Origin of the sequence: Pseudorhizobium banfieldiae (assembly GCF_000967425.1) — a bacterium.
Classification (GTDB): domain Bacteria; phylum Pseudomonadota; class Alphaproteobacteria; order Rhizobiales; family Rhizobiaceae; genus Neorhizobium; species Neorhizobium banfieldiae.
On record NZ_FO082820.1, the window covers coordinates 2,122,430 to 2,147,418 of the forward strand.

Consider the following 24,989-nt stretch of genomic DNA (forward strand, 5'->3'; position numbering starts at 1 on the left):
GTTATGCGCGGCAGCGGCGTCGGGCGCTGCGCATTGCGCAAGAGTGGAAAGCATGACCTCACAGGCCGGTGGCCTCGCCACGCCATCCGCACCCACGACGGCAATCGTGAACGGCCTCCTGCTGATGCTGCTGGCCATGCTGGCGGCACCTCTGATCGATATCTTTTCCAAGCTCGCGACCGGCACGACATCACCCACGATGATCACCGCCGCGCGTTTCCTGTTCCAGGCCCTGTTCATGCTGCCGATCGTGCTGTGGAACGGGCTCTGGCGGAACTTGTCCTGGCGCATGAGTGCCTACCATGCGGTCCGCGCCGCGATCATAACCCTCTCCATGATCTGCTTCGTTGCCACCCTCGCCGTCATGCCGGTTGCAGACGCAATCGCCATCTTCTTCGTCGAACCGATCATCCTGACCATTCTTGCCAGCATTTTCCTCGGCGAGACGATCGGCTGGCGACGCTATACCGCCTGTGGCGTTGGTTTCATCGGAGCGATGATCGTGATCCGCCCCAGCTTCGAAGAAGTTGGATTGATCTCCGTCCTGCCGGTCATCACCGCCTTCTGTGTTGCGGTATTCGCACTGATGACCCGGGCGCTCGCACCGCGTGAGAACCCCTGGGCCATGCAATTCCAGATGTCGCTGTGGGGCATCCCGATCTGCGCCCTGCTACTTCTGATGGGAGACATGGCGGAGGTGGACTTCCTCGCTCCCTCGATGCCCGACCTCACGGTTCTTCTCTGGCTGGTTGGCGTCGGCTTCTTCGCAGCGCTCTCCGGCATTCTCGCCGTCTACGCCTATCGTGTCGCGCCGGCCTCCGTGCTTGCCCCGCTCCAGTATTTCGAGATTGTCTCGGCAACCCTGTTCGGCTGGCTCGTCTTCGGGGATTTTCCGGACGCCGTGAAATGGCTCGGCATCGCGATCATCATCGGCTCCGGCCTCTACATCATCTGGCGCGAGCGACGCGTCGCAGCCAAGCCCGTAACGGCCGCAGAAACCTCGGTCGCGTCCCGGATCAGCACACCATGACTCAGAATAGCCAAAAGAAACCGCCGCTCGCCGGCATCCGCGTCATCGAACTCGCTCGCGTTCTCGCCGGCCCCTGGGCCGGGCAGATGCTGGCCGACATGGGCGCCGACGTGATTAAGGTCGAGAACCCCGACGGAGGCGACGATACGCGCGCCTGGGGCCCGCCTTTTGTGGAAGGCAAGGACGGCGAAAACCTGTCGGCCGCCTACTACCACTCCACCAACCGCGGCAAGCGCTCGATTGCGGTGGACCTCAAGACGGAGGAAGGACAGGAGATCGTTCGCCGCCTCGTGGCGACTGCCGACGTGGTAATCGAGAACTTCAAGCTGGGCGGCCTGAAGAAATATGGCCTCGATTACGAGAGCCTGAAGGCGATCAACCCGAAGCTCGTCTACTGCTCCATCACCGGCTTCGGCCAGGATGGTCCCTATGCCAGCCTGGCCGGCTATGACTACATCGTCCAGGGCATGTCCGGTTTCATGTCGATCACCGGCGAACCGGACGGCCAGCCGATGAAGGCTGGCGTAGCGATCGCCGACATCTTCACCGGCATCTATGCCGTCACCGCCATCCAGGCGGCGTTGATCCACGCGATGAAGACGGGCGAAGGCCAGCTTGTTGACATGGCGCTGCTGGACGTGATGTCGGCCGTTCTCGCAAATCAGAACATGAACTACCTGATCTCAGGCACGGCCCCTTCCCGTCTTGGCAACGCACATCCGAACATCAGCCCCTATGAGGTGATCCCAGTCGCCGACGGCCACATCATCCTCGCGGTCGGCAATGACGGGCAGTTCCGGCGCTTCTGCACACTTCTCGGCGTGGAACACCTCGCCGACGACGAGCGCTTCGCCACCAACAAGGCACGCGTCGCCAACCGTGTCGAGGTTCGTCGCAATCTCCTGGCCGAGACGGAAAAATGGACTAAGACCGAACTGCTTGCAGCCTGCGGCGACAACGCCGTGCCGGCTGGGCCGATCAATACCATCGCCGAGATGTTCGACGACCCGCAGATCAAGGCGCGCGGACTCCGCGTCGATCTCGAGGCAGCAGACGGCACGGTCATTCCGAGCGTACGCAGCCCGATCGTCCTGTCTGAAACGCCGCTCCGTTACGAGCGACCAAGCCCCGGGCTCGGGGAACATACGACCGCCGTGCTGGCGGAACTGGATTCTATCGAAATGAAGGGGAAGAACCGATGAAGACGGGCGGACAACTGATCGTCGAGGCACTGAAGGCGAACGGCGTGAAGCGTGTCTCCTGTGTGCCGGGGGAAAGCTATCTGGCCGTCCTCGATGCGCTTTACGAAAGTGGTATCGACACGCTGGTCTGCCGCCAGGAAGGCGGCGCGGCAATGATGGCGGACTGCTGGGGCAGGCTCACAGGCGAACCGGGCATTTGCATGGTCACGCGCGGTCCGGGCGCCACCAATGCGTCTGCGGGCCTGCACATCGCCCGGCAGGATTCGATCCCGATGATCCTGTTCATCGGACAGGTCCAGCGTGACGCCCGCGAGCGCGAAGCTTTTCAGGAGGTTGAGTACCGCCGTGCCTTCACTGAGTTCGCCAAATGGGTGGGCGAGATCGATGATGCCCGCCGCATCCCGGAATTCGTCACGCGTGCCTTCGCCGTCGCAACCTCGGGACGCCCCGGCCCTGTCGTGCTGACCCTGCCGGAAGACATGCTGGTGGATCAGGTCGAGGCTCCCGCCGCGCAGTCCTACATGCCGGTGGAGGCCCATCCCGGCCCCAGCCAGATGAAGAAATTCGAGGCCCTGCTGAAGGAAGCGCAGCGACCGATGTTCATCCTCGGCGGCACGCGCTGGAACGAAGAGGCTGTCGCCGGGTTCCAGGAGTTCGCCAGCCGCTTCAAGGTGCCCGTCGGCTGCTCCTTCCGGCGCCAGATGCTGTTCGACCACCTGCACCCGAGCTATGCAGGCGATGTCGGTATCGGCATCAATCCGGCACTGGCAAAGGAGATCAAGGACTCCGACCTGCTCGTCCTCGTCGGCGCACGCATGTCGGAAATGCCGTCTTCAAGCTACACCCTGATCGATATCCCCTATCCGGCGCAGAAACTCGTCCATGTCTATCCTGACCCGCAGGAACTCGGTCGCGTCTACCGCCCGGATCTGGCGATCTGCGCTGCCCCTGCCGAGTTCACCACGGCGCTTTCGGGACTCGAGCCACCCGCAGCACCGCTTTGGGCCGAGCGCAAGTCCGCCATGCATGATGCCTACCTGAAGTGGTCGACACCGCCGAAGACAGGACCAGGATCGGTGCAGATGGGCCCGATTATGGAATGGTTGGACGCCAACACCGCAGAAGACACGATCTTTGCCAACGGTGCCGGCAACTACGCCACCTGGGTGCACCGCTTCCACCGCTTCCGCAAGTTCAACACCCAGGCTGCTCCGACGTCCGGCTCCATGGGGTATGGCCTGCCTGCCGCGGTGGCCGCCAAGCAGCTCTTTCCGGAGCGCGAGGTGATCTGCTTTGCCGGGGACGGCTGCTTCATGATGCACGGCCAGGAATTCATCACCGCGGTTCGCTACAACCTGCCGATAATCACAGTGCTGGTGAACAACGGCACCTACGGCACGATCCGCATGCACCAGGAGCGTGAATATCCAGGTCGCGTCAGCGCGACCGACCTCGTGAACCCAGACTTCGTCGCCTTCGCCAAGGCCTATGGCGGGCATGGAGAGCTGGTCGAGAAGACCGAAGACTTCGCTGCAGCCTTCGAACGGGCGCGAGCGAGCAGCAAGCCAGCGATCATCGAGGTCAAGCTGGACGCGGAGGCGATCACGCCGACCCGGACGCTGTCGCAGATCCGCGAAAAGGCCTAATACGAAAAAGCCGGCGCATCAGACAGATGCGCCGGCTTCCGGATTCGGATTGTCACGGCTCAGATGGCGGCGGTGACCGTAAACTCAACCTTGTACTTCGGCGCTGCAAGCTTGGCTTCGCTGGTCGCGCGCGCCGGCGTATTGGCCGGGTCGACCCAGGCTTCCCAGACAGCATTCATCTCGGCGAAATAGGACATGTCGGAGAGATAGATCAGCGTCTGCAGGATCTTCGACTTGTCGGAGCCTGCGGCAGCCAACAGGCGATCGACCTCGCGCAATGCATATTCGCACTGCTCCTTGACCGTTTCGCCCTCGCCGACCTGGCCCGAGAGATAGACGGTGTTGCCGTGGACGACAGCGCCGCTCATGCGGGCGCCCTGTTCGATGCGCTTGATGCTCATAAATGCTCCTGGAAAGTTTCGAGCTGAAGACTGGCCGGGGAACCGGCCGCGGGAAGACTAGCCGCGCAGATGCTGGCTTTTTTCGTAGATCGCCGTGGAGCGGGCGCCGGAGCGGCAATAGCCAAGCATTGGCCGCGGCATTTCATCAAGCGCGTCCACCATGCCGTTAACCGCCTGCGCGTCGACACCCATGCGGCCCACCGGTACATGCTTCACCTCAAGGCCAAGTGCTTCCGCCTTGGCGGCAATATCTGCGAAGCGCGGCTGGCCCGGTTCCTCCTCGTCCGGCCGATTGCAGACGATGGACTTGAACCCCATCGCCTTGATCTCCTCGAGATCCTCGATCCTGATCTGTCCGGTCACGGCGTATTCGTCGTTGATCTGGCGGATATCCATGGGCTCGTTCCTCCGGCTCGTTGTCTTGGGTGATCCCTTACGCCGCAGCCGGCAGGGCGTCAATCGAGCCGGGGTCAGGCGAAGCAGAAGCGCAAGCCGTAGTCAATGCTCTCGCCAGGTCTCAGCGGCTGCAGTTCCCCGCGCTCTGCCAGTTCGTGGCGACCGACCCAGCGGTGCGAGACCGGTTCAATGCCCAGCACGTGTGCCGGTGCCTGCTGGTTGCGCCATATCTGCAGCCACGGCAGCGTGTCTGTCCGGAACTTCACCTTGAGGGTGAGTCCGCCGATGGCCGCAATCGGTCCGAGCGCGATTTCAGCCCAGTCCTCCCCCTCCTGCACCGCGGGGACACAGAATACACCGCCCGGATCCTCCCCGAAGTTCCAGGGAAGGCTGCCGTTTTCCAGCGTCTTGCCGCTCAGTCGGACCTCACCGTCGAACAGCCAGGCTCCGATATTCATGTGATACATGTGGAGCGGCGGAAACGACTTCGTCCCCGTATTCGTAAGGCGATCGGAGAGGCATACCTCTCCGCTCTCGCCGTCGATGCGCCAATGACGTTCGAGGAGCGCGCTCCCCCCCTCGGCAAGAGCGACCGGAACCGTCGCCCGGCACTCGGCATCCCCGTCCTGGCAATCCCAGAAGAGGATCTGCGCAGGATGCGAAGAGAAGGAGCCGTGCAACGGGTACCTGCTCCCATCCTTTCGGCCCTCGATCGGTTCGGGATGGCGGATGTGGTCAGGGCCGCAGGTGAAAAGGAAACCCTCAAGGGAGTGATCGATCCTCGGATCACCGTCATCCGGGATCGCCCGCCCCGGAGCGATATCGACCTTGCCGACGAAACAGGAGCCAATGTCGAGGACGGAGCTGTCGTCCAGAAAGAGGCGAGGACCAGCAGCTGCGGAAAAGACCTTCATTTCACTTCTCCAGATCCGAGAACGACTCCGTTACCAGAACGTGATCGAATGTTAACGTCACGTTCACCACGAATTCACCTTTTTCACACTAGCGTCAAAATTCGCTTGTCTGTGGCAGGCGAAGTACCGGCCGGAACGTTTATCCAGTTCGGTGATTTCATTCATGTTCAACAAGAAGGTCGGTGACAACGTGAAACGGCTTCTCACTGCTGGTCTCGGTATCGCAGCCTTGGTGGCGCAGGGCGCTTCGGTGGTCTCCGCCCAGGTGATCTACGATCCATACGCTAGCGATACGCTTCTCGTCGCGCCCGACGGCAGCATCCTGGATTATGTGCCCGAACAGGGCGAAGTCGTGATCGCCCGCGACCGCTCGGGCCGTCGGATACTCATCGACCGATATGGCGAGGTGATCGCTACCGAAGTGTCACGGGAGGGCTATGGTTCGCGTGGCATCGACCGGTACCCGCCGCCACCGTCGGACTATCGCCGCTACCGCGACGAGGCAGGATACCGGGATTACCGTGAGTATCGTCCAGGCGAGCCCGGAGAAATTACCGGCACGGTGCCGGATCGCGGCTCCATTACCCGGCTACCCCTTGAGGATCAGCCCTTCCCGGATGAACCGCAGGATGATTTCGCCTCTATCGAGCGTGATCGGCAACCGGCCCAGCCTATGGAAGCGGAGAAGCCTATCATCGCGGTCACCAAGAAGCCGCAGGCGGAGATTGCCGCCCTGCAGGTCTTCCTCGACCGGGAAGGCATCTCTCCCGGCGTCATCGACGGTCATCTCGGCGATAACGTCAACAAGGCGATCGCCGCCTGGCAGGAGATGACGGGCGAAACGCTCGATCCCAACAACTCCGAAGACATCCTGCAACGGCTCGCCTATTCCGGCGGCTTGCCCATCGTCGACTACACGATCACCGCTGCCGATGCGGCGGGCCCCTTCGTCGCATCCATTCCGGACGATTATGGGCAGAAGGCCCAGATGCCAGCCATGTCCTATACCTCGACCAGCGAAAAGCTCGCCGAGCAGTTCCACATGGACGAGAGCTACCTGAAGGCCCTGAATCCGGGCAAGGACTTCTCTATCCCCGGCACGATCATCAAGGTCGTCAATCCCGGACAGCCGAAGAAGGGTAGCGTCACTCGCATCGTCGCCGACAAGAGCAAAAAGCAGGTATTCGCCTATGGTGAAGACGGCGGACTGATCGCCGCCTATCCGGCCACGATCGGCTCGACCGACACCCCCTCGCCCACGGGAACCCATACGGTGGAACGCGTAGCGCTCGACCCGGGCTATACCTACAATCCCAAGGTCAACTTCAAGCAGGGCAACAACGACAAGATTCTGCAGATTCCGCCAGGCCCGAATGGGCCGGTCGGAACGGTCTGGATCGCCCTCTCCAAGCCGAGCTACGGGATCCATGGTACGCCGGAACCCTCAAAGATCGGCAAGACCAACAGCCATGGCTGTATCCGGTTGACCAACTGGGACGCGACCGAACTGGCTAAGATGGTCAAGCCCGGCGTCAGCGTCGAGTTCGTGGAATAGAAAAAGGCGCCTCTGGCGCCCTCTTCGTGGGAGCAGGTCTTACAGTCAGTTCAGGCTGCCAAGCGTCCTGAGGCGACCAGCCGCGATTTTCCCGAGCGGACAACCCTTGCCGGCATCAGGCGCACCACCTCCTGGGCGAAGGCGGCGGCGTTCTCCCGCGCCTTATCAAGGTTGCTCACCCTTGCGGCATCTAGGGTCCGCAGCGTCCCCCCTGTCTCGAAGAGCTCCTTGAAGGCGATGCGTTCGCCGATGGGCGTGTTCAGCACATTGACGCCGCGGGCGGCAAGAAGCCCCTTGATCGCCAGCAGCGCCTTGGTCGTGACCATGGACGTGACGCGGGTGAGGACAACGGAATGGGGAATGGCAAGATTGGCCTTTTCCTTCATCATGGCCAGGAGGTCGAGGATCTGCGCCGCACCCTTTGCATCCATTGCCGATCCCTGGACGGGGATCATGACATGGTCCGAGAGGCCGATCGCGGTCGTTACAAGTGCGTCCCTCGCACCCGCTAGATCGATAACGAAGAAATCAACCTGATCCCGCATTTCTCGCAAATGACACTGAAGGGACGCGACGGACACCTGCGAGATCACCTCCAGGTTATGGAGCGGGCCGGAAATCTCCGCCCACTGGGTGATCCACTGCTGCGGGTCGCAGTCGATGATTGCCACGCGGTGGCCCTGACCGGCCAGTTCGGTGGCGAGCAAAAGTGCTGCGGTGGTCTTTCCGGCACCGCCCTTGGCGTTGGCAAAGGAAATTACGGGCATTCTCGATCCTTGAAGGGCATGAGCCGCATCGCTCAGATGCGCACCGGGGAGGCATGGTGCATTGAGGGCCACCTTGCTTAATCATGGTTAACAAAGGGTAAATTTAGCGATCAACGATATAAGGGGTAACTTGTCGCTGCGGCAGGAAAAACCCCCGAAGCATCGGCTTCGGGGCTTTGCGAATCGGCCAAGCGGATCGGCTTCAGAAGCAGTCGACGAAGAGTTGCCGAGTATTTTCCAGCGTCATCGGCACAGGATTGCCACCGCAGCTCGGATCCTCGATCGCCATGGCGGCGAGCTCATCGATTCGATCCTGACCGATGCCCATCGCCGTCAGGTTTTCCGGTACGCCGAGTTCCGCCCGCAGCGACAGGACATAGTCGTAGAAGCCGTCGAAGCCTCCGCTGATACCGAGATAGGCGGCCGCACGCTCGATCTTCTCTTCGATCGCCGACCGGTTGAAGCGCAGCACCGGCGGCATGACGACCGCGTTCGTCATGCCATGATGCGTGTTGTAAACGGCTCCGATCGGGTGCGACAGCGAATGGATCGCGCCCAGACCCTTCTGGAAGGCAACGGCCCCCATGGCCGCAGCGGACATCATGTTGGTGCGCGCCTCGATATCGGTCCCGTCCCTGTAGGCGCGAGGCAGGAATTCCTTGACCAGCCGCATGCCTTCAAGCGCAATCCCCTGGCTCATCGGGTGGTAGAAGGGCGAGCAATAGGCTTCCAGGCAGTGGGCAAAAGCGTCCATGCCGGTGCCGGCTGTGATCATCTTCGGCATGCCGACCGTCAGTTCAGGATCCGCAATCACCACACCGGGCAGGAACTTCGGGTGGAAGATGATCTTCTTCACATGCGTCGCGGAATTGGTGATCACCGAAGCGCGTCCGACCTCTGAACCCGTTCCTGCGGTCGTCGGCACTGCGACGATCGGCGCAATGCCGTCGGTGCTGGCGCGGGTCCACCAGTCGCCGATATCCTCGAAATCCCAGACAGGCCGGGTCTGGCCGACCATGAAGGCGACCGCCTTGCCGAGGTCGAGGCCCGAACCGCCGCCGAAGGCCACCACGCCGTCGTGCCCGCCATCGCGAAACGCCTTTACGCCTGCTTCCAGGTTCTTCTCGTTCGGATTGGGATCGACGTCGGCGAAAATAGCACGACCGAGGCCCGCCTCCTCCAGAACATCCAGCGCATGACCGGTGATCGCCATCGAGGCAAGTCCACGGTCGGTGACCAGAAGCGGCTTCTTCATGCCGAGCGACTTGCAGGCGTCGGCCAGTTCCTTGATCCGGCCCCGGCCGAGCTTGACGGCGGTCGGATAGCTCCAGTTCGCGACGATGTTCATTTCGTGACTTTCTTCAGATGGTAGGACTTGGGTCTTGTCAGGTTGTGGAAGCCGAGGACGGAGAGCGAGCCACCACGGCCGGTCTCCTTGACGCCGGTCCAGCAAAGCGCCGGATCGAGATAGTCGGCGCGGTTCATGAAGACGGTACCAGTTTCGATCTCGCGACCGATCCGCCCCGCCCTTTCGGCATCCTGCGTCCAGAGCGATGCCGTAAGGCCGTACTTGCTGTCGTTCATCAGGGAGATCGCCTCATCGTCGCTCTTCACCTTCATGATCCCGACGGCCGGGCCGAAGGTCTCCTCGGTCATGAACGACATGGAGTGATCGACATCCACCAGAACCTGCGGCGCCAGATAGGCGCCGCCGTCATCGGCCGGAAAGAGCTTCGGATCGACCAGCGCCTTCGCGCCGCGCGAAACGGCATCCGACAGCTGCTCGCGGACCACCTTGGCGAAACGCTTGTTCGCCATCGGCCCCAGCGTCGTCTCCTGCTCCAGCGGATTGCCGAGCTTATAGTTTGAGACCCAGGCGACCGACTTTTCGACGAACTGGTCGTAGAGCGACTCATGCACGTAGATGCGCTCGATGCCGCAGCAGCACTGCCCGGAATTATAGGTCGCGCCGTCCATCAGCGTGTCGACGGCCGCATCCAGATCGGCGTCCTCCATGACGTAACCCGGATCCTTGCCGCCGAGCTCGAGGCCGAGCCCGGCGAAGGTGCCTGCGGCTGCGCGCTCGATGGAGCGTCCGCCTTCCACCGAGCCGGTGAAGTTGATGAAGCTGAACTTGCCGGCGGCGATCAGCGCCGAGGTAGTGTCATGGTCGAGGAAGAGGTTGACGAAGACGTCCTCCGGCACGCCCGCCTCGACGAAGGCACGTACTAGCCGCTCGCCGACCAGCAGCGTCTGCGAGGCATGCTTGATGACGACCGTATTACCGGCCATCAGCGCCGGCGCGACGGTATTGATCGCCGTCATGTAGGGGTAGTTCCACGGGGCGATGACGAAGACGACGCCATGCGGCTCGCGCTCGATGCGGCGCTCGAAGCTCGCGCTCTCCTCCACCACCATCGGCGCCAGCGCATCGGCGGCGATCGAGGCGACATAGTTGGAACGCTCGTTGAAGCCCTTGAACTCGCCGCCATAGCGGATCGGGCGGCCCATCATCCAGGCGAGCTCCGGCACCACCTCGTCAGCCATCTCGTTCAACCGCGCGACGCCCTTGAGAACGAGTTGCACACGCTCCTCGAGCGGGCGCTTGGCCCAGCTCCTCTGGGCCTTGCGGGCACGGTCAACGACCGCGGCAGCCTCCTCGAAACCCATGGCCTGTCGCTCAGCATAGACCGAGCCGTCGACCGGCGAGATACATTGGATCATGGTCATGATCACACTTCCTGTCGTTTATGATCTTGTTGGTCGAGCACTAGGCCCTTTCGAAGCCGCGCGCCACTTCCCAATCGGTGATGCGACGATCGTATTCTTCCTGCTCCCACTGTGCGGCGCGGGTATAGTGGTCGATGACGTCGTCACCGAACGCGGAGCGCAGCATGGCTGAGCCGGACATCAGCGCCGTCGCGTCGCGCAGCGTGTGCGGAATTTCGCGAATGTCCTTGCCACCATAGGCGTCACCCTCGAAGGCCGGCTCCAGCTCCATTCTGTTCTCGATCCCGTCGATGCCGGCTGCAAGGAGCGCGGCCATGGCAAGATAAGGATTGAGATCGGAGCCACCGACGCGGCATTCGATGCGGATGCCCTTGGTCGAGTCACCGCAGAGGCGATAGCCGGCCGTCCGGTTGTCCTTTGACCAGATCGCCTTGGTGGGCGCGAACGTGCCGGCCATGAAGCGCTTGTAGGAGTTGATATAGGGCGCTAGGAAATAGGTAATCTCGCCGGCATGGGCGAGCAGCCCCGCAATGTAGTGCTTCATCGTCTCCGACATGCCGTGCTCGGCGTCCTCGTCGAAGAAGAGCGGCGTCTTGCCGTCAGCACTCCAGAGCGACTGATGGATGTGGGAGGAGGAACCCGCGGCACTGTAGTTCCACTTGGCAAGGAAGGTGATGGCCTTACCTTTCGACCAGGCGATCTCCTTGCAGCCGTTCTTGATGATCACGTGGCGGTCGGCCATGGTCAGTGCATCGGCATAGCGGACATTGATTTCCTCCTGCCCGGCCGAGGCCTCGCCCTTGGAGTTCTCCACCGGGATGCCGGCGCCCTGCAACCCGTTGCGGATTGCTCGCATCACCTCCTCTTCCTTGGTGGTCTGGAAGATGTGGTAGTCCTCGTTATACGCGCTGGCGAGCTTGAGATTGCGGTAGCCGGACGCGTGGGCCTGCTCATAGGTCTGGTCGAACAGGAAGAACTCAAGCTCTGTGGCCATGAAGGCCTTGATGCCCATGGCTTCAAGGCGGGCGACCTGCTTCTTGAGGATGGCCCGCGGCGAATGCGGTACTTCCTCGTGGGTGTGGTGGTCGAGCACGTCGCAAAGGACCAGGGCGGTTCCTTCGAGCCAGGGAATGCGCCGGAGCGTCGAGAGGTCCGGCTTCATGGTGTAATCGCCATAGCCCTTTTCCCAGCTCGTTGCCTTGTAGCCGGAAATGGTCTCCATCTCCATGTCGGTGGCGAGCAGATAGTTGCAGCTATGGGTTTCCTCATAGGCGCTCTCGACGAAAAACTGCGCTTGGAAGCGCTTGCCCATCAGGCGACCCTGCATGTCCACGAGGCAGGCGAGTACGGTGTCGATGCGGCCGTCTGAGACGTCCTTCTTGAGGTCGTCGAAGGTGTATTGAGCGGGCACTGTCATATCCTCAGGAGACCGTTATCGGTCCTGTTGCGATAGGGACTGTCAACTCAGGCCGGCGTCCAGCGAAATGCCGGCCTGAACTTAGGTTTAGTCAATCAAGTATTCCGGTACGGAGGACCTGCTTTTTCCATGATCGCCTGGTAGTCCTTGAGAATCTGCACCACCTTCGCGGTGCGTTCGCTCTGAGCGGCAACCTCCTCCCAAAATTCGTAGGCTTTTTCTTCGACAGTCTTCCATTCTGCATCCGGGACGGTGGTGAGTTCGAGCTTGCTCTCACCGGCGCGCAGGCGGGCCTCGCCGCCCCAATACCAGTGAAGGCGCCGGAAATGGGATGAATCCATGCAGGCGCGCCACAGAACCTGCAGGTGCTCCGGCACCTCGTTCCAGCGATCGGCATTGGCAAAGAACGAGCCGCACCAGCCGCCCGAAATATTGTTGGTGAGGAAGTATTTCGTCACATCTTCCCAACCGGACGTTTTCATCTCTGTGATACCGGACCAGGCGATGGCATCGATCTCGCCGGTCTGCATCGCGACCTGGACATCCTCGAATGGGATGGTGACCGGGACAACGCCGAACTGGGTGAGGAACTTGCCTGCAGTCGGGAAGGTGAAGACCCGAAGACCCTTCAAGTCCTCCAGCGTTTTGATCGGCTTGTTTGTAGAGAAATTGCATGGATCCCACGCGCCGGCGGAAAGCCACTTTACGCCGACCTCCGAGTAGGCCTGATCCCAGATCTCGGCCAGACCGAACTGGTAGAACAGCGTCGGCACATCGAGGCCGAAGCGCGAGGCGAAGGGGAAGTAGCCGCCAAACACCTTGATGTCGACCGGCGAGTTCATGGAATCGTCGTCCGACTGAACAGCGTCGATCGTGCCCGCCTGCATGGCGCGGAACAGCTCGCCCGTCGGCACAAGCTGGTCGGCCGTGTAGAGTTCGATCTCCATCTGTCCATTGGCGGCCTTGTTGAAAGCATCCACGCAGGGACGAACCACCTCTTCGGCAAGCGCCGGGCCGGCATAGGTCTGCAGCCGCCAGCGGATCGGCGCCTGCGCCTTTACATGTGGTGCGGCCAGCATGGCTGGTGCGGCTGCCGCGGCGGTCAAACCCGCCGTCTTCAGGAATTGTCTTCTGTTGGTCATGTCTGTTCCCTCTGTTGATGATTGATACAGTCACGCCGCACCGAGTTGTCCGGTGCGAAGCCGGCCCGTTGCCCGGGCTCTCTTGTTGATGTTCCGAGTGCGCTAGCCGCGAACATTGACATGCTCCGGCAGCCAGAGTGCGATCTGCGGAAACGCCATGATGATGGCGAGCCCGATCATCATGATGATGACGAAAGGCCATACCGATCGGTAGATGTCTCCCAACGAAACCTCCGGCGGCGCCATGGCCCGCATCAGGAAGAGATTATAGCCGAAGGGCGGCGTCATGTAGGAGATCTGGCAGGTGATCGTGTAGAGGACGCCGTACCAGATCAGGTCGAAGCCGAGCTTGCCGACCAGCGGGATGTAGAGCGGCGCGACGATGACGAGCATGGCCGTATCATCGAGGAACATGCCCATCAGGATGAACGACAGCTGCATCAGGATGAGGATCGTCCAGGGCGAAAGGCCCCAATCGTTGACTAGCAGTCCCTCGATCGCGCGGACCGCTCCCAGCCCGTCGAAGACGGCGCCGAAGCAGAGTGCGGCGAGGATGATCCACATGAACATGCAGGTGATGCCGAGCGTCTGCTCGATCGTCCGCGTCAGGACGCCGTTGCCGAGCCGCCCCTTCACGGCGGCCACGACCAGAGCGGACAGCGCGCCGACCGCGGAGCTTTCCACGAGGCTGGTATAGCCCATCAGGAAAAGCCCCATCATCAGGAAGAAGATCAGGAACGGCAGGATGCCGGCGCGAAGCAGCTTCAGCTTCTCCGAGAGCGGAATGTCCCGCTCTTCCTTGGGGAGCACCGGACCAAGTGCCGGGTTCAGACGGCAGCGGATGACGATGTAGATGATGAAAAGAGCTGCGAGGAGCAGGCCCGGAAAGGCACCGGCAAGCCAGAGTTGGCCGACCGGCTGGCGGGCAATCATGCCGTAGAGCACGAGCACCACGCTTGGCGGCACCAGGATGCCGAGCGAACTGCCCGCTTGGATGACGCCGGTCACCATGGTCTTGTCGTAGCCGCGCTTGAGCAGTTCCGGCAGCGCAATCGTCGCGCCGATCGCCATGCCGGCTACGGAGAGGCCGTTCATCGCCGAGATGATGACCATCAGGCCGATCGTGCCGACGGCAAGGCCGCCGCGAAGACCGCCCATCCAGACGTGGAAGGCCTTGTAGAGGTCTTCCGCAATGCCGGACTCCGACAGAAGGTAGCCCATGAAGATGAACATCGGCAGCGTCAGAAGCGGATACCACTTCATCAGCTTCATCGCGGCCGAGAAGCCGAGTTCAAAACCGCCATTGCCCCACAGGATCGCGGCAGCAACGACGCCGACGAATCCGATCACGGCAAAAACGCGCTGCCCCGTCAGCATGCTGAGCAGCATGGAGGAGAACATGAACAGGATGATCAGTTCTGCACTCATGCCAGCGGCCTCCCCAGCGCAACCGCCAGATCCTTGATGAAGATGGAGGTTGCCTGCAGGAGGGTAAGGAAGATGCCGATCACCATCACGATCTTGATCGGCGCCATGTAAGGCGACCAGGACGAGTAGCTCGTCTCGCTGTACTGGATCGCGTAGTTGGTGCTGGATATGCCGCCATAGAGGAGGAAGAACAGGTAGATAAACAGCATGAAGATGGTGACCACGTCGACTATCGCCTTGGTTCGGGGCGACCAGCGACCATAGGCAAGGTCCATCCTGACATGCGAGTCGAGCTGCAGCGAATAGGCGCCGCCAAGCAGAAAATAGGCGGCCATCACGAACTGAGCCATCTCCAGCGTCCAGAGCGAAGGCAGGAAGAATGCCTTCGACATGGACGACCAGAGAAGGATGCCCATCATCACGAAGATAAGGTACATGGTCACGCGGCCGACCCCGCGATTGAATCGGTCGACAACGCGGACGTAAGTCTTCAGCACGTCAGGCATCGGCGCCCGCCGCCGCTAGCATGGTGTGATCGTGCACCCTTTCATTCTCCCAGTCCGTTCCACCTCGTCAGCCGCCATTCTTGTTGTTCTTGGTCGGCGTCCCAATGCTCTCCCTCAACAACTTGCTGAGGAAATCTGCCGCCGCGCTCTGGCCAGCCTCGTCGGCGATCAGGTCGTTGCGGACTTCGATCATCACGTTCAGAAGTCCAGCAGGCAAGGCATGAAGTTCAAGCGTGTGAGTCACGCCGTCTGCCGGGCCATACGGCTCGTTCCGCTCCAGCCGGTAAGGGGACGTCCCTCCCGTTGTCTGCAGCATCCTGTCGGCCAGACGGCTGTCCGTATCGTGGAGGATGCCGATTTCCACTGCCCGCTCCTGTCCAAAATAGACGCGCGTGAAGCTGTGGACCGTGACGAGCACCGTCTGCAGCCCCCTCGCCCGTCGCGCCGCAATCTCGTCGCGGATCGCGCCCTGAAAAGGCAGGTAGAGCGAGGTGGTGCGTAGCGACTTCTCCGCCTCCGACAGGTTCTCGTTGCCCGGAATGCGGAAGAGTTCGCTGACGTCCCGGATGGCGGCGGGCGATTCCGGCGGGCGATTGCAGTCATAGACAAGCCGGGAAAAGCGCTGGTAGATCAGTGTGGCGTCAAGCTGCTTCGAAATGAGCCGCGCAACCGCGAGCGCGCCCGGATCCCAGGCGATGTGCGACACAAGCGCGTCTTCGGATAGGCCGAGCGTCCCATAGCGTTTCGGCAGTCTGCGCGAAGCATGCTCACAAACGAGGAGCACCTCGCCCCGTCCCCGGGGGTTTTCGATTGCGACTGGCTCGCCGTCATTTTCCGTGAAGAATGTCTTTTCGGCCAGCATGTCGTCCGGAGCGCAAGTGTGGAACACACCGAAGAGAATTCTTCATCTTCATTCCTCCGTCAATGCAGATCTGAAAATTTCTCTTCATCACGCGCATTGACTCCCCGAAGGAAAGAAGAGTTAAATCTTGTCAACCGGCGAAGACCGGAAGGGAACAGCATCAGTGCCAACCGCCGCACGCACCGTCTCGGATGTCATCCGCACCCGCTACGACAGCCTGACGCGTGCCGAAAGGCAGCTGGCCGACAGGATCTTGGAGAACTATCCGGTGTCCGGCCTCGGGAGCATCACGACGATTGCGGAAAACGCAGGCGTTTCCACGCCCACAGTTGCCCGCATGGTGCAGAAGCTCGGCTTCAAGGGATATCCGGAATTCCAGTCCCACCTGCACCACGAGCTTGAGGAAACGATTTCCAATCCGATTACCAAGCATGATCGATGGGCGCTGAACGCGCCGGGGACGCACATCCTCAATCGCTTCGCGGAAGCGGTGACCGCCAACCTCCGCGACACACTTTCCGACCTGGATACCAAGACGTTCGAAGGTGCGGCAGCACTGCTGGGCGACCTCGATCGCAGCATCTACTTCGTCGGCGGTCGCATCACCGGAGCGCTCGCGGAGTATTTCTTCACGCACATGCAGGTCATCCGCCCGAGGGCGACGTTGATCTCGAACAATTCTAGTTCGTGGCCACAGCATGTGCTGAACATGAACCGCGGCGATGTCCTGGTGATCTTCGACATTCGTCGCTACGAGCAGGAAATGGCAACACTGGCGGAGGTCGCAAGGCAGAACGGCGTCGTGATCGTCCTGATCACCGACATCTGGGGCTCGCCGGTCGCAAAACATGCCCAGCACACTTTCCGCGCCCGGATAGAAGCGCCCAGCGCCTGGGATTCCTCGGTCGTGACTCTCTTTCTCGTCGAGGCACTGATCGAAGCCGTGCAGAGCGCCACCTGGGACAGGACGCGCGAACGCATGACCTCGCTTGAAGAGCTCTTCGAGCAATCGCGTCTTTTCCGCCGTCCGCACCGACACAAGCTGGAATGAGCGTCCGGCGAAAAGCCTGCAGTGCACGAGACTTATCAGCGAATACTCGCCTGTGCAGACTGTCACATACCGTACATGAACCGGCTCTACGAGTCGCCGCCACACGACCAACCTCAGGAGGATATCGTGCTCAACAAGACCCACCGCTTTCTCTCTCTGACGACCGCCGTCGTCATCGCCTCGACGAGCCTGGCCTATGCCGAGCCCAGTGCGGAACTGATCGAAGCCGCCAAGAAGGAAGGCATGCTGACCACTATCGCGCTGCCCCACAGCTGGTGCGGCTATGGCGAAGTCATCGCCGGCTTCAAGGCAAAGTACCCGGAAATCCAGGTTAACGAGCTGAACCCCGATGCTGGCTCGGCCGATGAAGTGGAAGCCATCAAGGCGAACAAGGACAACAAGGGCCCGCAGGCCCCTGATGTCATCGACGTCGGTCTGGCCTTCGGCCCGCAGATGAAGGACGAAGGCCTGCTGCAGCCCTACAAGGTATCTACCTGGGACGAGATTCCGGACGACATCAAGGATGCCGAAGGCTACTGGTACGGTGACTATTACGGCGTGCTCTCCTTCATCGTGAACAAGGACATGGTTGAGACGGTGCCGCAGGACTGGGCCGACCTCCTGAAGCCGGATTACGCCGCACAGGTCGCCCTCGCCGGTGACCCGCGCGCCTCCAACCAGGCCATTCTCGCCGTGCTTGCAGCCGGTCTTTCCAAAGGTGCCAAGGCTGGCGAGGAATCCGGCAAGTCCGGTCTTGAGTACTTCGCCGAGCTGAACAAGGCCGGCAACTTTGTACCGGTCATCGCGAAGGCGGGCACGATCGCCCAGGGCGCCACGCCGATTGCGGTCGCCTGGGACTACAACGCCCTCGCATGGCGCGACGAGCTGAAGGGCAACCCGCCGGTGGAGGTCGTCGTCCCCAAGACCGGCGTGCTGGCCGGGGTCTACGTCCAGGGCATCTCGGCCTATGCGCCGCATCCCAATGCCGCCAAGCTCTGGATGGAATACCTCTATTCGGACGAGGGCCAGAACCTCTGGCTGAAGGGCTATTGCCACCCTGCTCGCTTCAACGCCATGGCAAAGGCCGGCAAGATCCCGCAGGAACTGATGGACGCCCTGCCGCCGGCTGAAAGCTACGAAGCGGCGGTCTTCCCGACGGTCGAGGAGCAGAATGCCAACAAGGCCGCCGTCACAGGCGGCTGGGACAGCGTCGTCGGCGCCAACGTCCAGTAATCCGCTTTCACTGGGTGGCCCGGTCCGAAGCATTCGGGCCGGGCTTGCCATTTGATCGGCACTCGCCGTATTTTCGCCACAGATCAACAGCCGAGCCGAGGGAGACGACCGCGCCATGACCAATAGCTCTCCCGCAACCCGGCTGCACCTGCCACTGACCTGGCTCGGGCTGGCGCCCTTTGCGCTCTTCGTGACATTGTTTCTGGTGCTGCCGACCATGCATATCGTAATCGGCGCCTTCCAGACCCGCGATGGGTCGTTCACGCTGCAGAACATCATCGACCTCAACAGCGGGACAATCCCGTCAAGCTACTGGATCTCGATTAAGATCTCCGCCGCCTCCGCCGCGCTGGGATCTATCATTGGCTTTGGCATGGCCGTCGCCGTTGTTTTCGGTGCGGTGCCACGTTGGGTGCGCTCGCCGCTGATGACCTTCTCGGGCGTCGCATCGAACTTCGCCGGCGTGCCGCTGGCCTTCGCTTTCCTGGCGACCTTTGGTCCGGTTGGTCTCGTCACCGTCTTGCTCCGCCAGAACTTCGGGATCGTCCTGCAACGCGACCTTGGCTTCAACATCCTGAGCTTCTGGGGCCTGACCGTTACCTACCTCTTCTTCCAGATCCCGCTGATGATCCTTATAATCACCCCCGCGCTGGAAGGCCTGCGCCGCGAATGGCGGGAGGCGGCACAGGTGCTCGGCGCCTCTACCCTCCAGTACTGGCGGATGGTAGCGCTGCCGATCCTCTTTCCGTCATTGCTCGGCACCTTCGCGCTGCTCTTTGCCAATGCCTTCGGCGCCGTCGCGACCGCCATCGCCCTCACCGGATCGAGCCTCAACATCGTGCCCATCCAGCTCTTTGCACAGATCCGCGGAGATGTGCTCGGCAATCCAAACCTCGGCTATGCCATGGCCTTCGGGATGATCGTCGTCACGGCCGTGGCCAACGTGGTCTACATCTGGCTGCGCATCCGCGCCGAAAGGTGGCTGAAATGAGTATCGGCGCACGCATCATCGGCTGGGCGGTCCTCATCTTCGGCCTCCTCTACTTCTTTGTGCCGCTTGGGGGTCTCTTCGAGTTTTCCTTGAAGGCACGGCGGGGCGTCTACTCCTTCGATGCCTATCGCGAGGTTTTCGCCGATCCGCAGTTTCAGGCGACATTCACCTATTCGGTGGTGATGGCACTGGTGACGATTGCCATCGGCATCGTAATCGTCGTCCCAACCGCATTCTGGGTGCGCCTGAAGATGCCCTGGGCCCGTCCCTATGTGGAATTCGTCACGCTCCTGCCGCTCGTCATACCGGCGATCGTCGTCGTCTTTGGCTATATCCGGCTCTACAACACGTCGAGCTGGCTGCCGCTGACAGGCTCCGTCTTTGGCACCAACGCGCTCCTCGCCTTCGGCTATACCATCCTGGCGCTGCCCTACATGTACCGGGCGGTCGATACCGGGCTTAGAACCATCGACGTCGCCACGCTGACGGAAGCCGCGCAGATCCTCGGCGCCGGCTGGTTCACGATCCTTCGCCGGGTGATCCTTCCGAACGTCGTTCCGGCGGTGCTTTCGGGGGCGTTTCTCACCTTTGCGATCGTTATCGGCGAGTTCACGCTGGCGGCCCTCCTCGACCGCCCGGCGTTCGGCCCGTATCTGCAGCGGATCGGCGCCAACAAGGCTTACGAGCCGTTCGCCCTGTCCGTCATTGCCTTCGCCATCACCTGGGGCTGCCTTGGCCTCATCCAGCTCGTGTCGCGTTTCAGCAAGGCGGCGCCCTCGCGCATCTAAGGATCCTACTGCATGTCGTTCCTGGTTCTCGACAACCTCCAGAAAAGCTTCGGCGCCGTGCAGGTGGTGAAGGACTTCAACATGTCGATCGACAAGGGCGAGTTCGTCTCCTTCCTCGGCCCATCCGGCTGCGGCAAGACGACCGTGCTGCGTATGATCGCCGGATTCGAGACGCCGACCGGCGGTACGATCAGCATCGACGGCCGGGACCAGAGCCGGCTGAAGACGAACCAGCGCAATATCGGCATGGTCTTCCAGGCTTACGCGCTGTTCCCCAATATGAACGTCTTCGACAATGTCGCCTTCGGGCTCAAGGTGGCAGGCACGCCGAAGGCACAGATCGAGGCACGGGTGAAGGAAATGCTGGCGCTGATCCGCCTCGAGCACCTCGCCGATCGCTACCCCTACCAGATGTCGGGCGGCCAGCAGCAGCGCGTGGCGCTGGCCCGGGCGCTGGCGCCGAAGCCACAACTCCTGCTGCTGGACGAACCGCTATCGGCACTAGACGCGAAGATCCGCATCTCGCTGCGCGAGGAGATCCGTCAGATCCAGCGGCAGCTCGGCATCACCACGGTCTTCGTGACGCACGACCAGGAAGAGGCCCTTTCGATCTCCGACCGCATCGTCGTGATGAATGCCGGCCGCGCCGACCAGATCGGCACGCCCTCGGAAATCTACAATCGGCCGACCACTCGCTTCGTCGCCTCCTTCGTCGGAACGCTCAACATGATCGACGCGAAGGTGGAAGACCCGGCCGCGCAGACAGTGCGGATCGGCGACCAGTTGGTCAGGTTGCGCGACCTGCCCGGGAGCCACAAGGCGGGCGAGCCAATCCTGCTCGCCTTGCGCCCCGAAGCCGGTTCGATCTCCGAGGGCGGCGACAGTGCCTTGCAGGGGACCGTCCTCTCATCGAGCTTCCTCGGCTCGGTGGTCCGCACCAAGATCGACGTCGGCGGCAATGCGATATCTTTCGACATGTTCAACGCCCCAGATCTCAGAATGCCGGCACCCGGCGAGCAGGTGACGCTCAACTTTTCGGCGCAGGACCTGCTCGTGGTGGCGGACTAAGACCGTTCACCATCCACCTGGCCCGGCGGCTGATCAGGCTGCCTCGTCCTCCGCCTCTCCAGATCCGGTCGGAACATAATTCAGAACTGGGCCGAGCCAGCGCTCTACGGCCGCGATCTCCATACCCTTTCGGGCAGCGTAGTCCCGCACCTGGTCCCGCTCCACCTTGGCGACGCCGAAGTAGTAGGAATCCGGATGACCGATATAGAGGCCGGAGACCGATGAACCGGGCCACATCGAATAGCCTTCGGTCAGGGTAACCCCCGTCTGGGCTTCGGCGTCGAGAATACGGAAAAGCGTATCCTTCTCCGTATGGTCCGGCTGAGCCGGATAGCCCGGTGCCGGCCGGATACCGCCATAGGCTTCACTGACGAGTTCCTCATTGGTGAAGTTCTCGCCCGGCGCATAGCCCCAGAACTCCTGGCGCACCCGCTCGTGCATTCGTTCGGCAAATGCCTCTGCAAATCGGTCGGCAAGCGCCTTCACCAGGATCGACGAGTAATCGTCGTTCGCCCGCTCGAAACGCTCGGCGATGGCGATTTCCTCGAAGCCGGCCGTGACCACGAAACCACCGACATAGTCCTCGATACCGCTGCCCAAGGGTGCAACGAAGTCGGACAGGGCGACGTTCGGTCGTCCGTCGCGCTTCGACAATTGCTGGCGGAGCGTAAAGAAGGTCGCGAGTTCCTGTGCGCGCGTCTCGTCGGTAAACAGCCGGATGTCGTCGCCGACCGTATTGGCCGGCCAGAAGCCGATCACCGCACGCGGCCTGAACCATGTCTCCTCGATGATTTTCGCCAGCATCGCCTGTGCGTCGGCCCACAGGTGGCGGGCCGCCTCGCCCTGCTTCTCGTCTTCAAGGATCGCCGGGAACCGTCCCTTCAGCTCCCATGTCTGGAAGAACGGCGTCCAGTCGATATAGCGGGCCAGTTCCGCCAGGTCGTAGTGGTCAAAGCTGCGCGTCCCGAGGAAGCTCGGGCGTTTCGGACGATAGTTCGTCCAATCCAGCTTCTCAGCGTTTTCGCGCGCCCGTGCCAACGGCAGACGCTTCTTTTCCATTTCGCTGCGGGCATGGGCAGCCGCGACCTTGGCATATTCGGCCCGGATTGTGTCCACGTAGCCGGCCTTCGCTTCAGGCGAGAGCAGCGAAGACACCACGCCGACCGCACGGCTGGCATCGGTGACGTAGACCGCCTGCCCACGTTCATAGCGCGGATGGATCTTGACGGCTGTGTGGACGCGGCTGGTCGTTGCGCCACCGATCAGTAGCGGGATGTCGAACCCCTGCCGCTCCATCTCGGACGCCACATGCACCATCTCGTCGAGAGACGGCGTGATGAGCCCGGAGAGACCGATGATATCGACCTTTTCCGCAACCGCCGTTTCCAGAATCTTCGTCGCCGGCACCATCACGCCAAGATCGATGATCTCGTAGTTGTTGCAGGCGAGAACAACGCCGACAATGTTCTTGCCGATGTCGTGGACGTCACCCTTCACTGTCGCCATCAGCACCTTGCCAGCAGACTGGCGCTGATCGCCCCCGGCCAGTCGCTTCTCCTCCTCCATGTGAGGCAGGAGCACCGCGACCGCCTGCTTCATCACGCGAGCCGACTTCACCACCTGCGGCAGGAACATCTTGCCGGACCCGAACAGGTCGCCGACGACGTTCATGCCTGCCATCAGCGGCCCTTCGATCACATCAAGTGGGCGCTTGGCCTGCAGACGCGCCTCTTCCGTGTCCGCTTCGATAAAGTCTGTAATACCGTTGACCAATGCATGTTCCAGGCGCTTTTCGACAGGCCATTCGCGCCAGGTCAGATCCTGTGCCTTCGCCTCCTTGCCGGCCGCGCCGCGATAGCGCTCGGCGATCTCGAGGAGCCGCTCGGTCGCGTCGTCGTGCCTGTTGAGCACCACATCCTCGCAGGCTTCGCGAAGATCGGCGTCGATGTTTTCGTAGATTGCCAGCTGCCCTGCATTGACGATGCCCATGTCCATGCCCGCCTGGATGGCGTGGTACAGGAAGACGGCGTGCATCGCCTCGCGCACGGGCTCATTGCCGCGGAAGGAAAAGGAGAGGTTGGAGACGCCGCCGGAGATGTGGACCAGCGGCATCTTCTCGCGGATGGTGCGCGTCGCCTCGATGAAGTCGACGCCATAGTTGTTGTGTTCCTCAATGCCCGTCGCCACGGCAAAGATGTTCGGGTCGAAGATGATGTCCTCGGGTGGGAAGCCCACCGTCTCGACCAGCAGCTTGTAGGCGCGCTCGCAGATCTCGACCTTGCGCTCGTAGCTGTCCGCCTGCCCCGCCTCGTCGAAGGCCATGATGACGACGGCGGCGCCATAGTTGCGGATCAGTCGGGCCTGGTGGAGGAAGTTCTCTTCTCCTTCCTTTAGCGAGATGGAGTTGACGATCGCCTTGCCCTGGACGCATTTCAGGCCGGCTTCGATGATCTCGAACTTCGAGGAGTCGATCATTACCGGCACCTTGGCGATGTCGGGCTCGGCCGCAATGAGGTTGAGGAATTCCACCATGGCCCGACCGGAATCGATCAGCCCCTCGTCCATGTTGATGTCGATGACCTGTGCGCCGTTTTCCACCTGGTCGCGGGCGACGGCCAGCGCCGCCGTGTAGTCGCCGGCCGTGATCAGCTTGCGAAACTTGGCGGAGCCGGTGACATTGGTCCGCTCGCCGACATTGACGAAGGGGATGTCCTTTGTCAGCACGAAGGGCTCAAGGCCGGCCAGCGACATAAACGGCCTGTGTTTCGGAACCTCGCGGGCTGGGTAGCGCGACACGGTTTCGGCAATGGCCTTGATATGCTCGGGGGTCGAGCCGCAGCAACCGCCGACGACGTTGATCAGCCCCTCCCGGGCAAACTCTTCGATCTGCCGGGCCATGTCCGTGGGAGACTCATCATACTGGCCGAATTCGTTCGGAAGACCTGCATTTGGATAGGCGCAGATGAAGGTGTCGGCCACCGCCGAAAGTTCCTGCAGGTGAGGCAACATCGCGTTGGCGCCAAGCGCGCAGTTGAGGCCGACCGTGAAGGGGTTGGCGTGCCGCACCGAGTACCAGAAGGCCGACGGGGTCTGTCCCGACAGCGTGCGGCCGGAAAGGTCCGTGATCGTCCCGGAAATCATCACCGGCAGGCGGACGCCCTTCTCTGCGAAGCGCTCCTCGCAGGCGAAGATCGCCGCCTTCGCGTTGAGCGTATCAAAAATTGTCTCGATAAGGATGATGTCGGCGCCGCCGTCGATCAGGCCGTCGATCTGCTCGCCATAGGCGATCCGCAGGTCGTCGAACGATACTGCCCGATAGCCGGGATTGTTGACGTCCGGTGAAATGGAGGCCGTCCGGTTGGTGGGACCGATCGCGCCGGCGACGAAGCGACGGCGACCATCCTCCTTCTCCGCCCTCAGCGCTGCTCGGCGCGCGAGCCGCGCACCGTCGCGGTTCAGGTCGTAGACGGCACCCTCCATCTCATAGTCAGCCTGCGCAATACGGGTAGAGGAGAAGGTGTTGGTTTCGAGAATGTCCGCGCCAGCCATGGCATAGCGGTAATGGATTTCCTCGATTGCATTGGGCTGGGTGAGGATCAGCAGGTCGTTATTGCCCTGCTGGTGGCAGGCACAGCCCGCAAACCGCCCGCCCCGGAAATGATCCTCGTCGAAGCCCAGCCCCTGAATCTGGGTGCCCATCGCCCCGTCGATGACTAGGATGCGCTCGCGGGCGGCCTTCTGAAGAGCGGCAAGCACTTCCTTTCCGTCACGCGGTGCAGCCTCCGGACCGAAAAGCTCGTCGAACATACATATCTCCTTCATAGGCGCTCCTCATAAGCGCATAAAGATATGTTTATGTCAA

At 61.8% G+C, this 24,989-nt stretch carries 21 protein-coding genes; 9 read left to right on the forward strand and 12 right to left on the reverse strand.

Annotation, left to right across the window (positions count from 1 at the left end):
• The first annotated feature begins 52 nt into the window (after positions 1–52).
• The 3 genes from NT26_RS10440 to NT26_RS10450 are packed head-to-tail and all read left to right on the forward strand — an operon-like array spanning position 53 to position 3,878.
• A complete protein-coding gene (locus tag NT26_RS10440) occupies positions 53–1,030 on the forward strand; it encodes a DMT family transporter (RefSeq protein ID WP_052638762.1) in 978 nt (325 codons plus the stop codon).
• Positions 1,027–2,232, forward strand: coding sequence for a succinate--glutarate CoA-transferase (gene caiB / locus NT26_RS10445; RefSeq protein WP_052638764.1), 1,206 nt, complete (start codon positions 1,027–1,029; stop codon positions 2,230–2,232). The genes NT26_RS10440 and caiB overlap by 4 nt, the downstream gene beginning before the upstream one ends.
• Complete coding sequence (locus tag NT26_RS10450; protein WP_052638766.1) at positions 2,229–3,878, forward strand: thiamine pyrophosphate-binding protein; 1,650 nt, start codon at positions 2,229–2,231, stop codon at positions 3,876–3,878. The genes caiB and NT26_RS10450 overlap by 4 nt, the downstream gene beginning before the upstream one ends.
• Before the next feature lie 59 nt (positions 3,879–3,937).
• On the opposite strand, the gene NT26_RS10455 is transcribed toward NT26_RS10450, so the two are convergent.
• The 3 genes from NT26_RS10455 to NT26_RS10465 form a co-directional block, all read right to left on the reverse strand.
• A complete protein-coding gene (locus NT26_RS10455; protein ID WP_052638768.1) occupies positions 3,938–4,279 on the reverse strand; it encodes a RidA family protein in 342 nt (113 codons plus the stop codon).
• Positions 4,280–4,336: 57 nt separating this feature from the next.
• Positions 4,337–4,675, reverse strand: a complete 339-nt coding sequence (locus NT26_RS10460) for a protein tyrosine phosphatase family protein (RefSeq protein WP_052638770.1) — start codon at positions 4,673–4,675, stop codon at positions 4,337–4,339.
• Between the two features lie 74 nt (positions 4,676–4,749).
• The gene (locus NT26_RS10465; RefSeq protein WP_052638772.1) at positions 4,750–5,589 is read right to left on the reverse strand and encodes a DUF4432 family protein; all 840 of its coding nucleotides are present in this window, start codon (positions 5,587–5,589) and stop codon (positions 4,750–4,752) included.
• Positions 5,590–5,779: 190 nt separating this feature from the next.
• On the opposite strand from NT26_RS10465, the gene NT26_RS10470 reads away from it, so the two are divergent.
• Positions 5,780–7,144 carry a L,D-transpeptidase gene (locus NT26_RS10470; protein WP_052642044.1) on the forward strand — a complete coding sequence of 455 codons (1,365 nt, stop codon included), beginning with the start codon at positions 5,780–5,782 and terminating at the stop codon, positions 7,142–7,144.
• Between the two features lie 50 nt (positions 7,145–7,194).
• Here NT26_RS10470 and NT26_RS10475 read toward each other — a convergent pair whose 3' ends face one another.
• From NT26_RS10475 to NT26_RS10510, 8 genes are all read right to left on the reverse strand, one after another.
• Complete coding sequence (locus NT26_RS10475; RefSeq protein WP_052638773.1) at positions 7,195–7,911, reverse strand: ParA family protein; 717 nt, start codon at positions 7,909–7,911, stop codon at positions 7,195–7,197.
• Between the two features lie 202 nt (positions 7,912–8,113).
• Positions 8,114–9,259 carry an iron-containing alcohol dehydrogenase gene (locus NT26_RS10480; protein WP_052638774.1) on the reverse strand — a complete coding sequence of 382 codons (1,146 nt, stop codon included), beginning with the start codon at positions 9,257–9,259 and terminating at the stop codon, positions 8,114–8,116.
• Positions 9,256–10,641 carry an aldehyde dehydrogenase family protein gene (locus NT26_RS10485; RefSeq protein WP_052638775.1) on the reverse strand — a complete coding sequence of 462 codons (1,386 nt, stop codon included), beginning with the start codon at positions 10,639–10,641 and terminating at the stop codon, positions 9,256–9,258. Before NT26_RS10485 ends, NT26_RS10480 begins: the two co-directional genes overlap by 4 nt.
• Positions 10,642–10,681: 40 nt before the next feature.
• Positions 10,682–12,052, reverse strand: coding sequence for a glutamine synthetase family protein (locus NT26_RS10490; RefSeq protein ID WP_244467602.1), 1,371 nt, complete (start codon positions 12,050–12,052; stop codon positions 10,682–10,684).
• Between the two features lie 101 nt (positions 12,053–12,153).
• Positions 12,154–13,200 (reverse strand): TRAP transporter substrate-binding protein, encoded by a 1,047-nt coding sequence (locus NT26_RS10495; RefSeq protein WP_052638777.1) that lies wholly within the window; start codon positions 13,198–13,200, stop codon positions 12,154–12,156.
• Positions 13,201–13,302: 102 nt separating this feature from the next.
• Complete coding sequence (locus tag NT26_RS10500; protein WP_052638778.1) at positions 13,303–14,628, reverse strand: TRAP transporter large permease; 1,326 nt, start codon at positions 14,626–14,628, stop codon at positions 13,303–13,305.
• Positions 14,625–15,134 (reverse strand): TRAP transporter small permease subunit, encoded by a 510-nt coding sequence (locus NT26_RS10505; protein ID WP_052638779.1) that lies wholly within the window; start codon positions 15,132–15,134, stop codon positions 14,625–14,627. Before NT26_RS10505 ends, NT26_RS10500 begins: the two co-directional genes overlap by 4 nt.
• A gap of 67 nt (positions 15,135–15,201) precedes the next feature.
• A complete protein-coding gene (locus NT26_RS10510; protein ID WP_052638780.1) occupies positions 15,202–15,996 on the reverse strand; it encodes an N-formylglutamate amidohydrolase in 795 nt (264 codons plus the stop codon).
• 163 nt (positions 15,997–16,159) lie between these two features.
• Between NT26_RS10510 and NT26_RS10515 the strand changes: the two genes are divergently transcribed.
• The 5 genes from NT26_RS10515 to NT26_RS10535 all read left to right on the forward strand — a co-directional run bounded on the left by NT26_RS10515 (position 16,160) and on the right by NT26_RS10535 (position 21,127).
• A complete protein-coding gene (locus NT26_RS10515; RefSeq protein WP_052642046.1) occupies positions 16,160–17,047 on the forward strand; it encodes a MurR/RpiR family transcriptional regulator in 888 nt (295 codons plus the stop codon).
• 126 nt (positions 17,048–17,173) lie between these two features.
• Positions 17,174–18,280 (forward strand): ABC transporter substrate-binding protein, encoded by a 1,107-nt coding sequence (locus NT26_RS10520; protein ID WP_052642048.1) that lies wholly within the window; start codon positions 17,174–17,176, stop codon positions 18,278–18,280.
• Positions 18,281–18,395: 115 nt separating this feature from the next.
• Positions 18,396–19,271: an ABC transporter permease gene (locus NT26_RS10525; protein ID WP_052638781.1), complete on the forward strand. Its 876-nt coding sequence runs from the start codon at positions 18,396–18,398 to the stop codon at positions 19,269–19,271.
• Positions 19,268–20,059, forward strand: a complete 792-nt coding sequence (locus NT26_RS10530; RefSeq protein WP_052638782.1) for an ABC transporter permease — start codon at positions 19,268–19,270, stop codon at positions 20,057–20,059. Before NT26_RS10525 ends, NT26_RS10530 begins: the two co-directional genes overlap by 4 nt.
• 12 nt (positions 20,060–20,071) lie before the next feature.
• Entirely contained in the window at positions 20,072–21,127 is a 1,056-nt protein-coding gene (locus NT26_RS10535) for an ABC transporter ATP-binding protein (RefSeq protein WP_052638783.1), read from the forward strand.
• 33 nt (positions 21,128–21,160) lie between these two features.
• Here NT26_RS10535 and metH read toward each other — a convergent pair whose 3' ends face one another.
• Positions 21,161–24,934, reverse strand: coding sequence for a methionine synthase (gene metH / locus NT26_RS10540; RefSeq protein ID WP_052638784.1), 3,774 nt, complete (start codon positions 24,932–24,934; stop codon positions 21,161–21,163).
• Positions 24,935–24,989 lie beyond the last annotated feature (55 nt).

What these genes read in the sequence shown, in the direction of transcription:
- NT26_RS10440 (WP_052638762.1), top strand. Translation starts at nt 53, where the DNA reads ATGACCTCACAGGCCGGTGGCCTCGCCACGCCATCCGCACCCACGACG.
- NT26_RS10465 (WP_052638772.1), bottom strand. Translation starts at nt 5,589, where the DNA reads ATGAAGGTCTTTTCCGCAGCTGCTGGTCCTCGCCTCTTTCTGGACGAC.
- NT26_RS10455 (WP_052638768.1), bottom strand. Translation starts at nt 4,279, where the DNA reads ATGAGCATCAAGCGCATCGAACAGGGCGCCCGCATGAGCGGCGCTGTC.
- NT26_RS10450 (WP_052638766.1), top strand. Translation starts at nt 2,229, where the DNA reads ATGAAGACGGGCGGACAACTGATCGTCGAGGCACTGAAGGCGAACGGC.
- NT26_RS10460 (WP_052638770.1), bottom strand. Translation starts at nt 4,675, where the DNA reads ATGGATATCCGCCAGATCAACGACGAATACGCCGTGACCGGACAGATC.
- NT26_RS10495 (WP_052638777.1), bottom strand. Translation starts at nt 13,200, where the DNA reads ATGACCAACAGAAGACAATTCCTGAAGACGGCGGGTTTGACCGCCGCG.
- NT26_RS10480 (WP_052638774.1), bottom strand. Translation starts at nt 9,259, where the DNA reads ATGAACATCGTCGCGAACTGGAGCTATCCGACCGCCGTCAAGCTCGGC.
- NT26_RS10500 (WP_052638778.1), bottom strand. Translation starts at nt 14,628, where the DNA reads ATGAGTGCAGAACTGATCATCCTGTTCATGTTCTCCTCCATGCTGCTC.
- NT26_RS10510 (WP_052638780.1), bottom strand. Translation starts at nt 15,996, where the DNA reads ATGCTGGCCGAAAAGACATTCTTCACGGAAAATGACGGCGAGCCAGTC.
- NT26_RS10485 (WP_052638775.1), bottom strand. Translation starts at nt 10,641, where the DNA reads ATGACCATGATCCAATGTATCTCGCCGGTCGACGGCTCGGTCTATGCT.
- NT26_RS10475 (WP_052638773.1), bottom strand. Translation starts at nt 7,911, where the DNA reads ATGCCCGTAATTTCCTTTGCCAACGCCAAGGGCGGTGCCGGAAAGACC.
- NT26_RS10505 (WP_052638779.1), bottom strand. Translation starts at nt 15,134, where the DNA reads ATGCCTGACGTGCTGAAGACTTACGTCCGCGTTGTCGACCGATTCAAT.
- NT26_RS10535 (WP_052638783.1), top strand. Translation starts at nt 20,072, where the DNA reads ATGTCGTTCCTGGTTCTCGACAACCTCCAGAAAAGCTTCGGCGCCGTG.
- metH (WP_052638784.1), bottom strand. Translation starts at nt 24,934, where the DNA reads ATGTTCGACGAGCTTTTCGGTCCGGAGGCTGCACCGCGTGACGGAAAG.
- caiB (WP_052638764.1), top strand. Translation starts at nt 1,027, where the DNA reads ATGACTCAGAATAGCCAAAAGAAACCGCCGCTCGCCGGCATCCGCGTC.
- NT26_RS10530 (WP_052638782.1), top strand. Translation starts at nt 19,268, where the DNA reads ATGAGTATCGGCGCACGCATCATCGGCTGGGCGGTCCTCATCTTCGGC.
- NT26_RS10525 (WP_052638781.1), top strand. Translation starts at nt 18,396, where the DNA reads ATGACCAATAGCTCTCCCGCAACCCGGCTGCACCTGCCACTGACCTGG.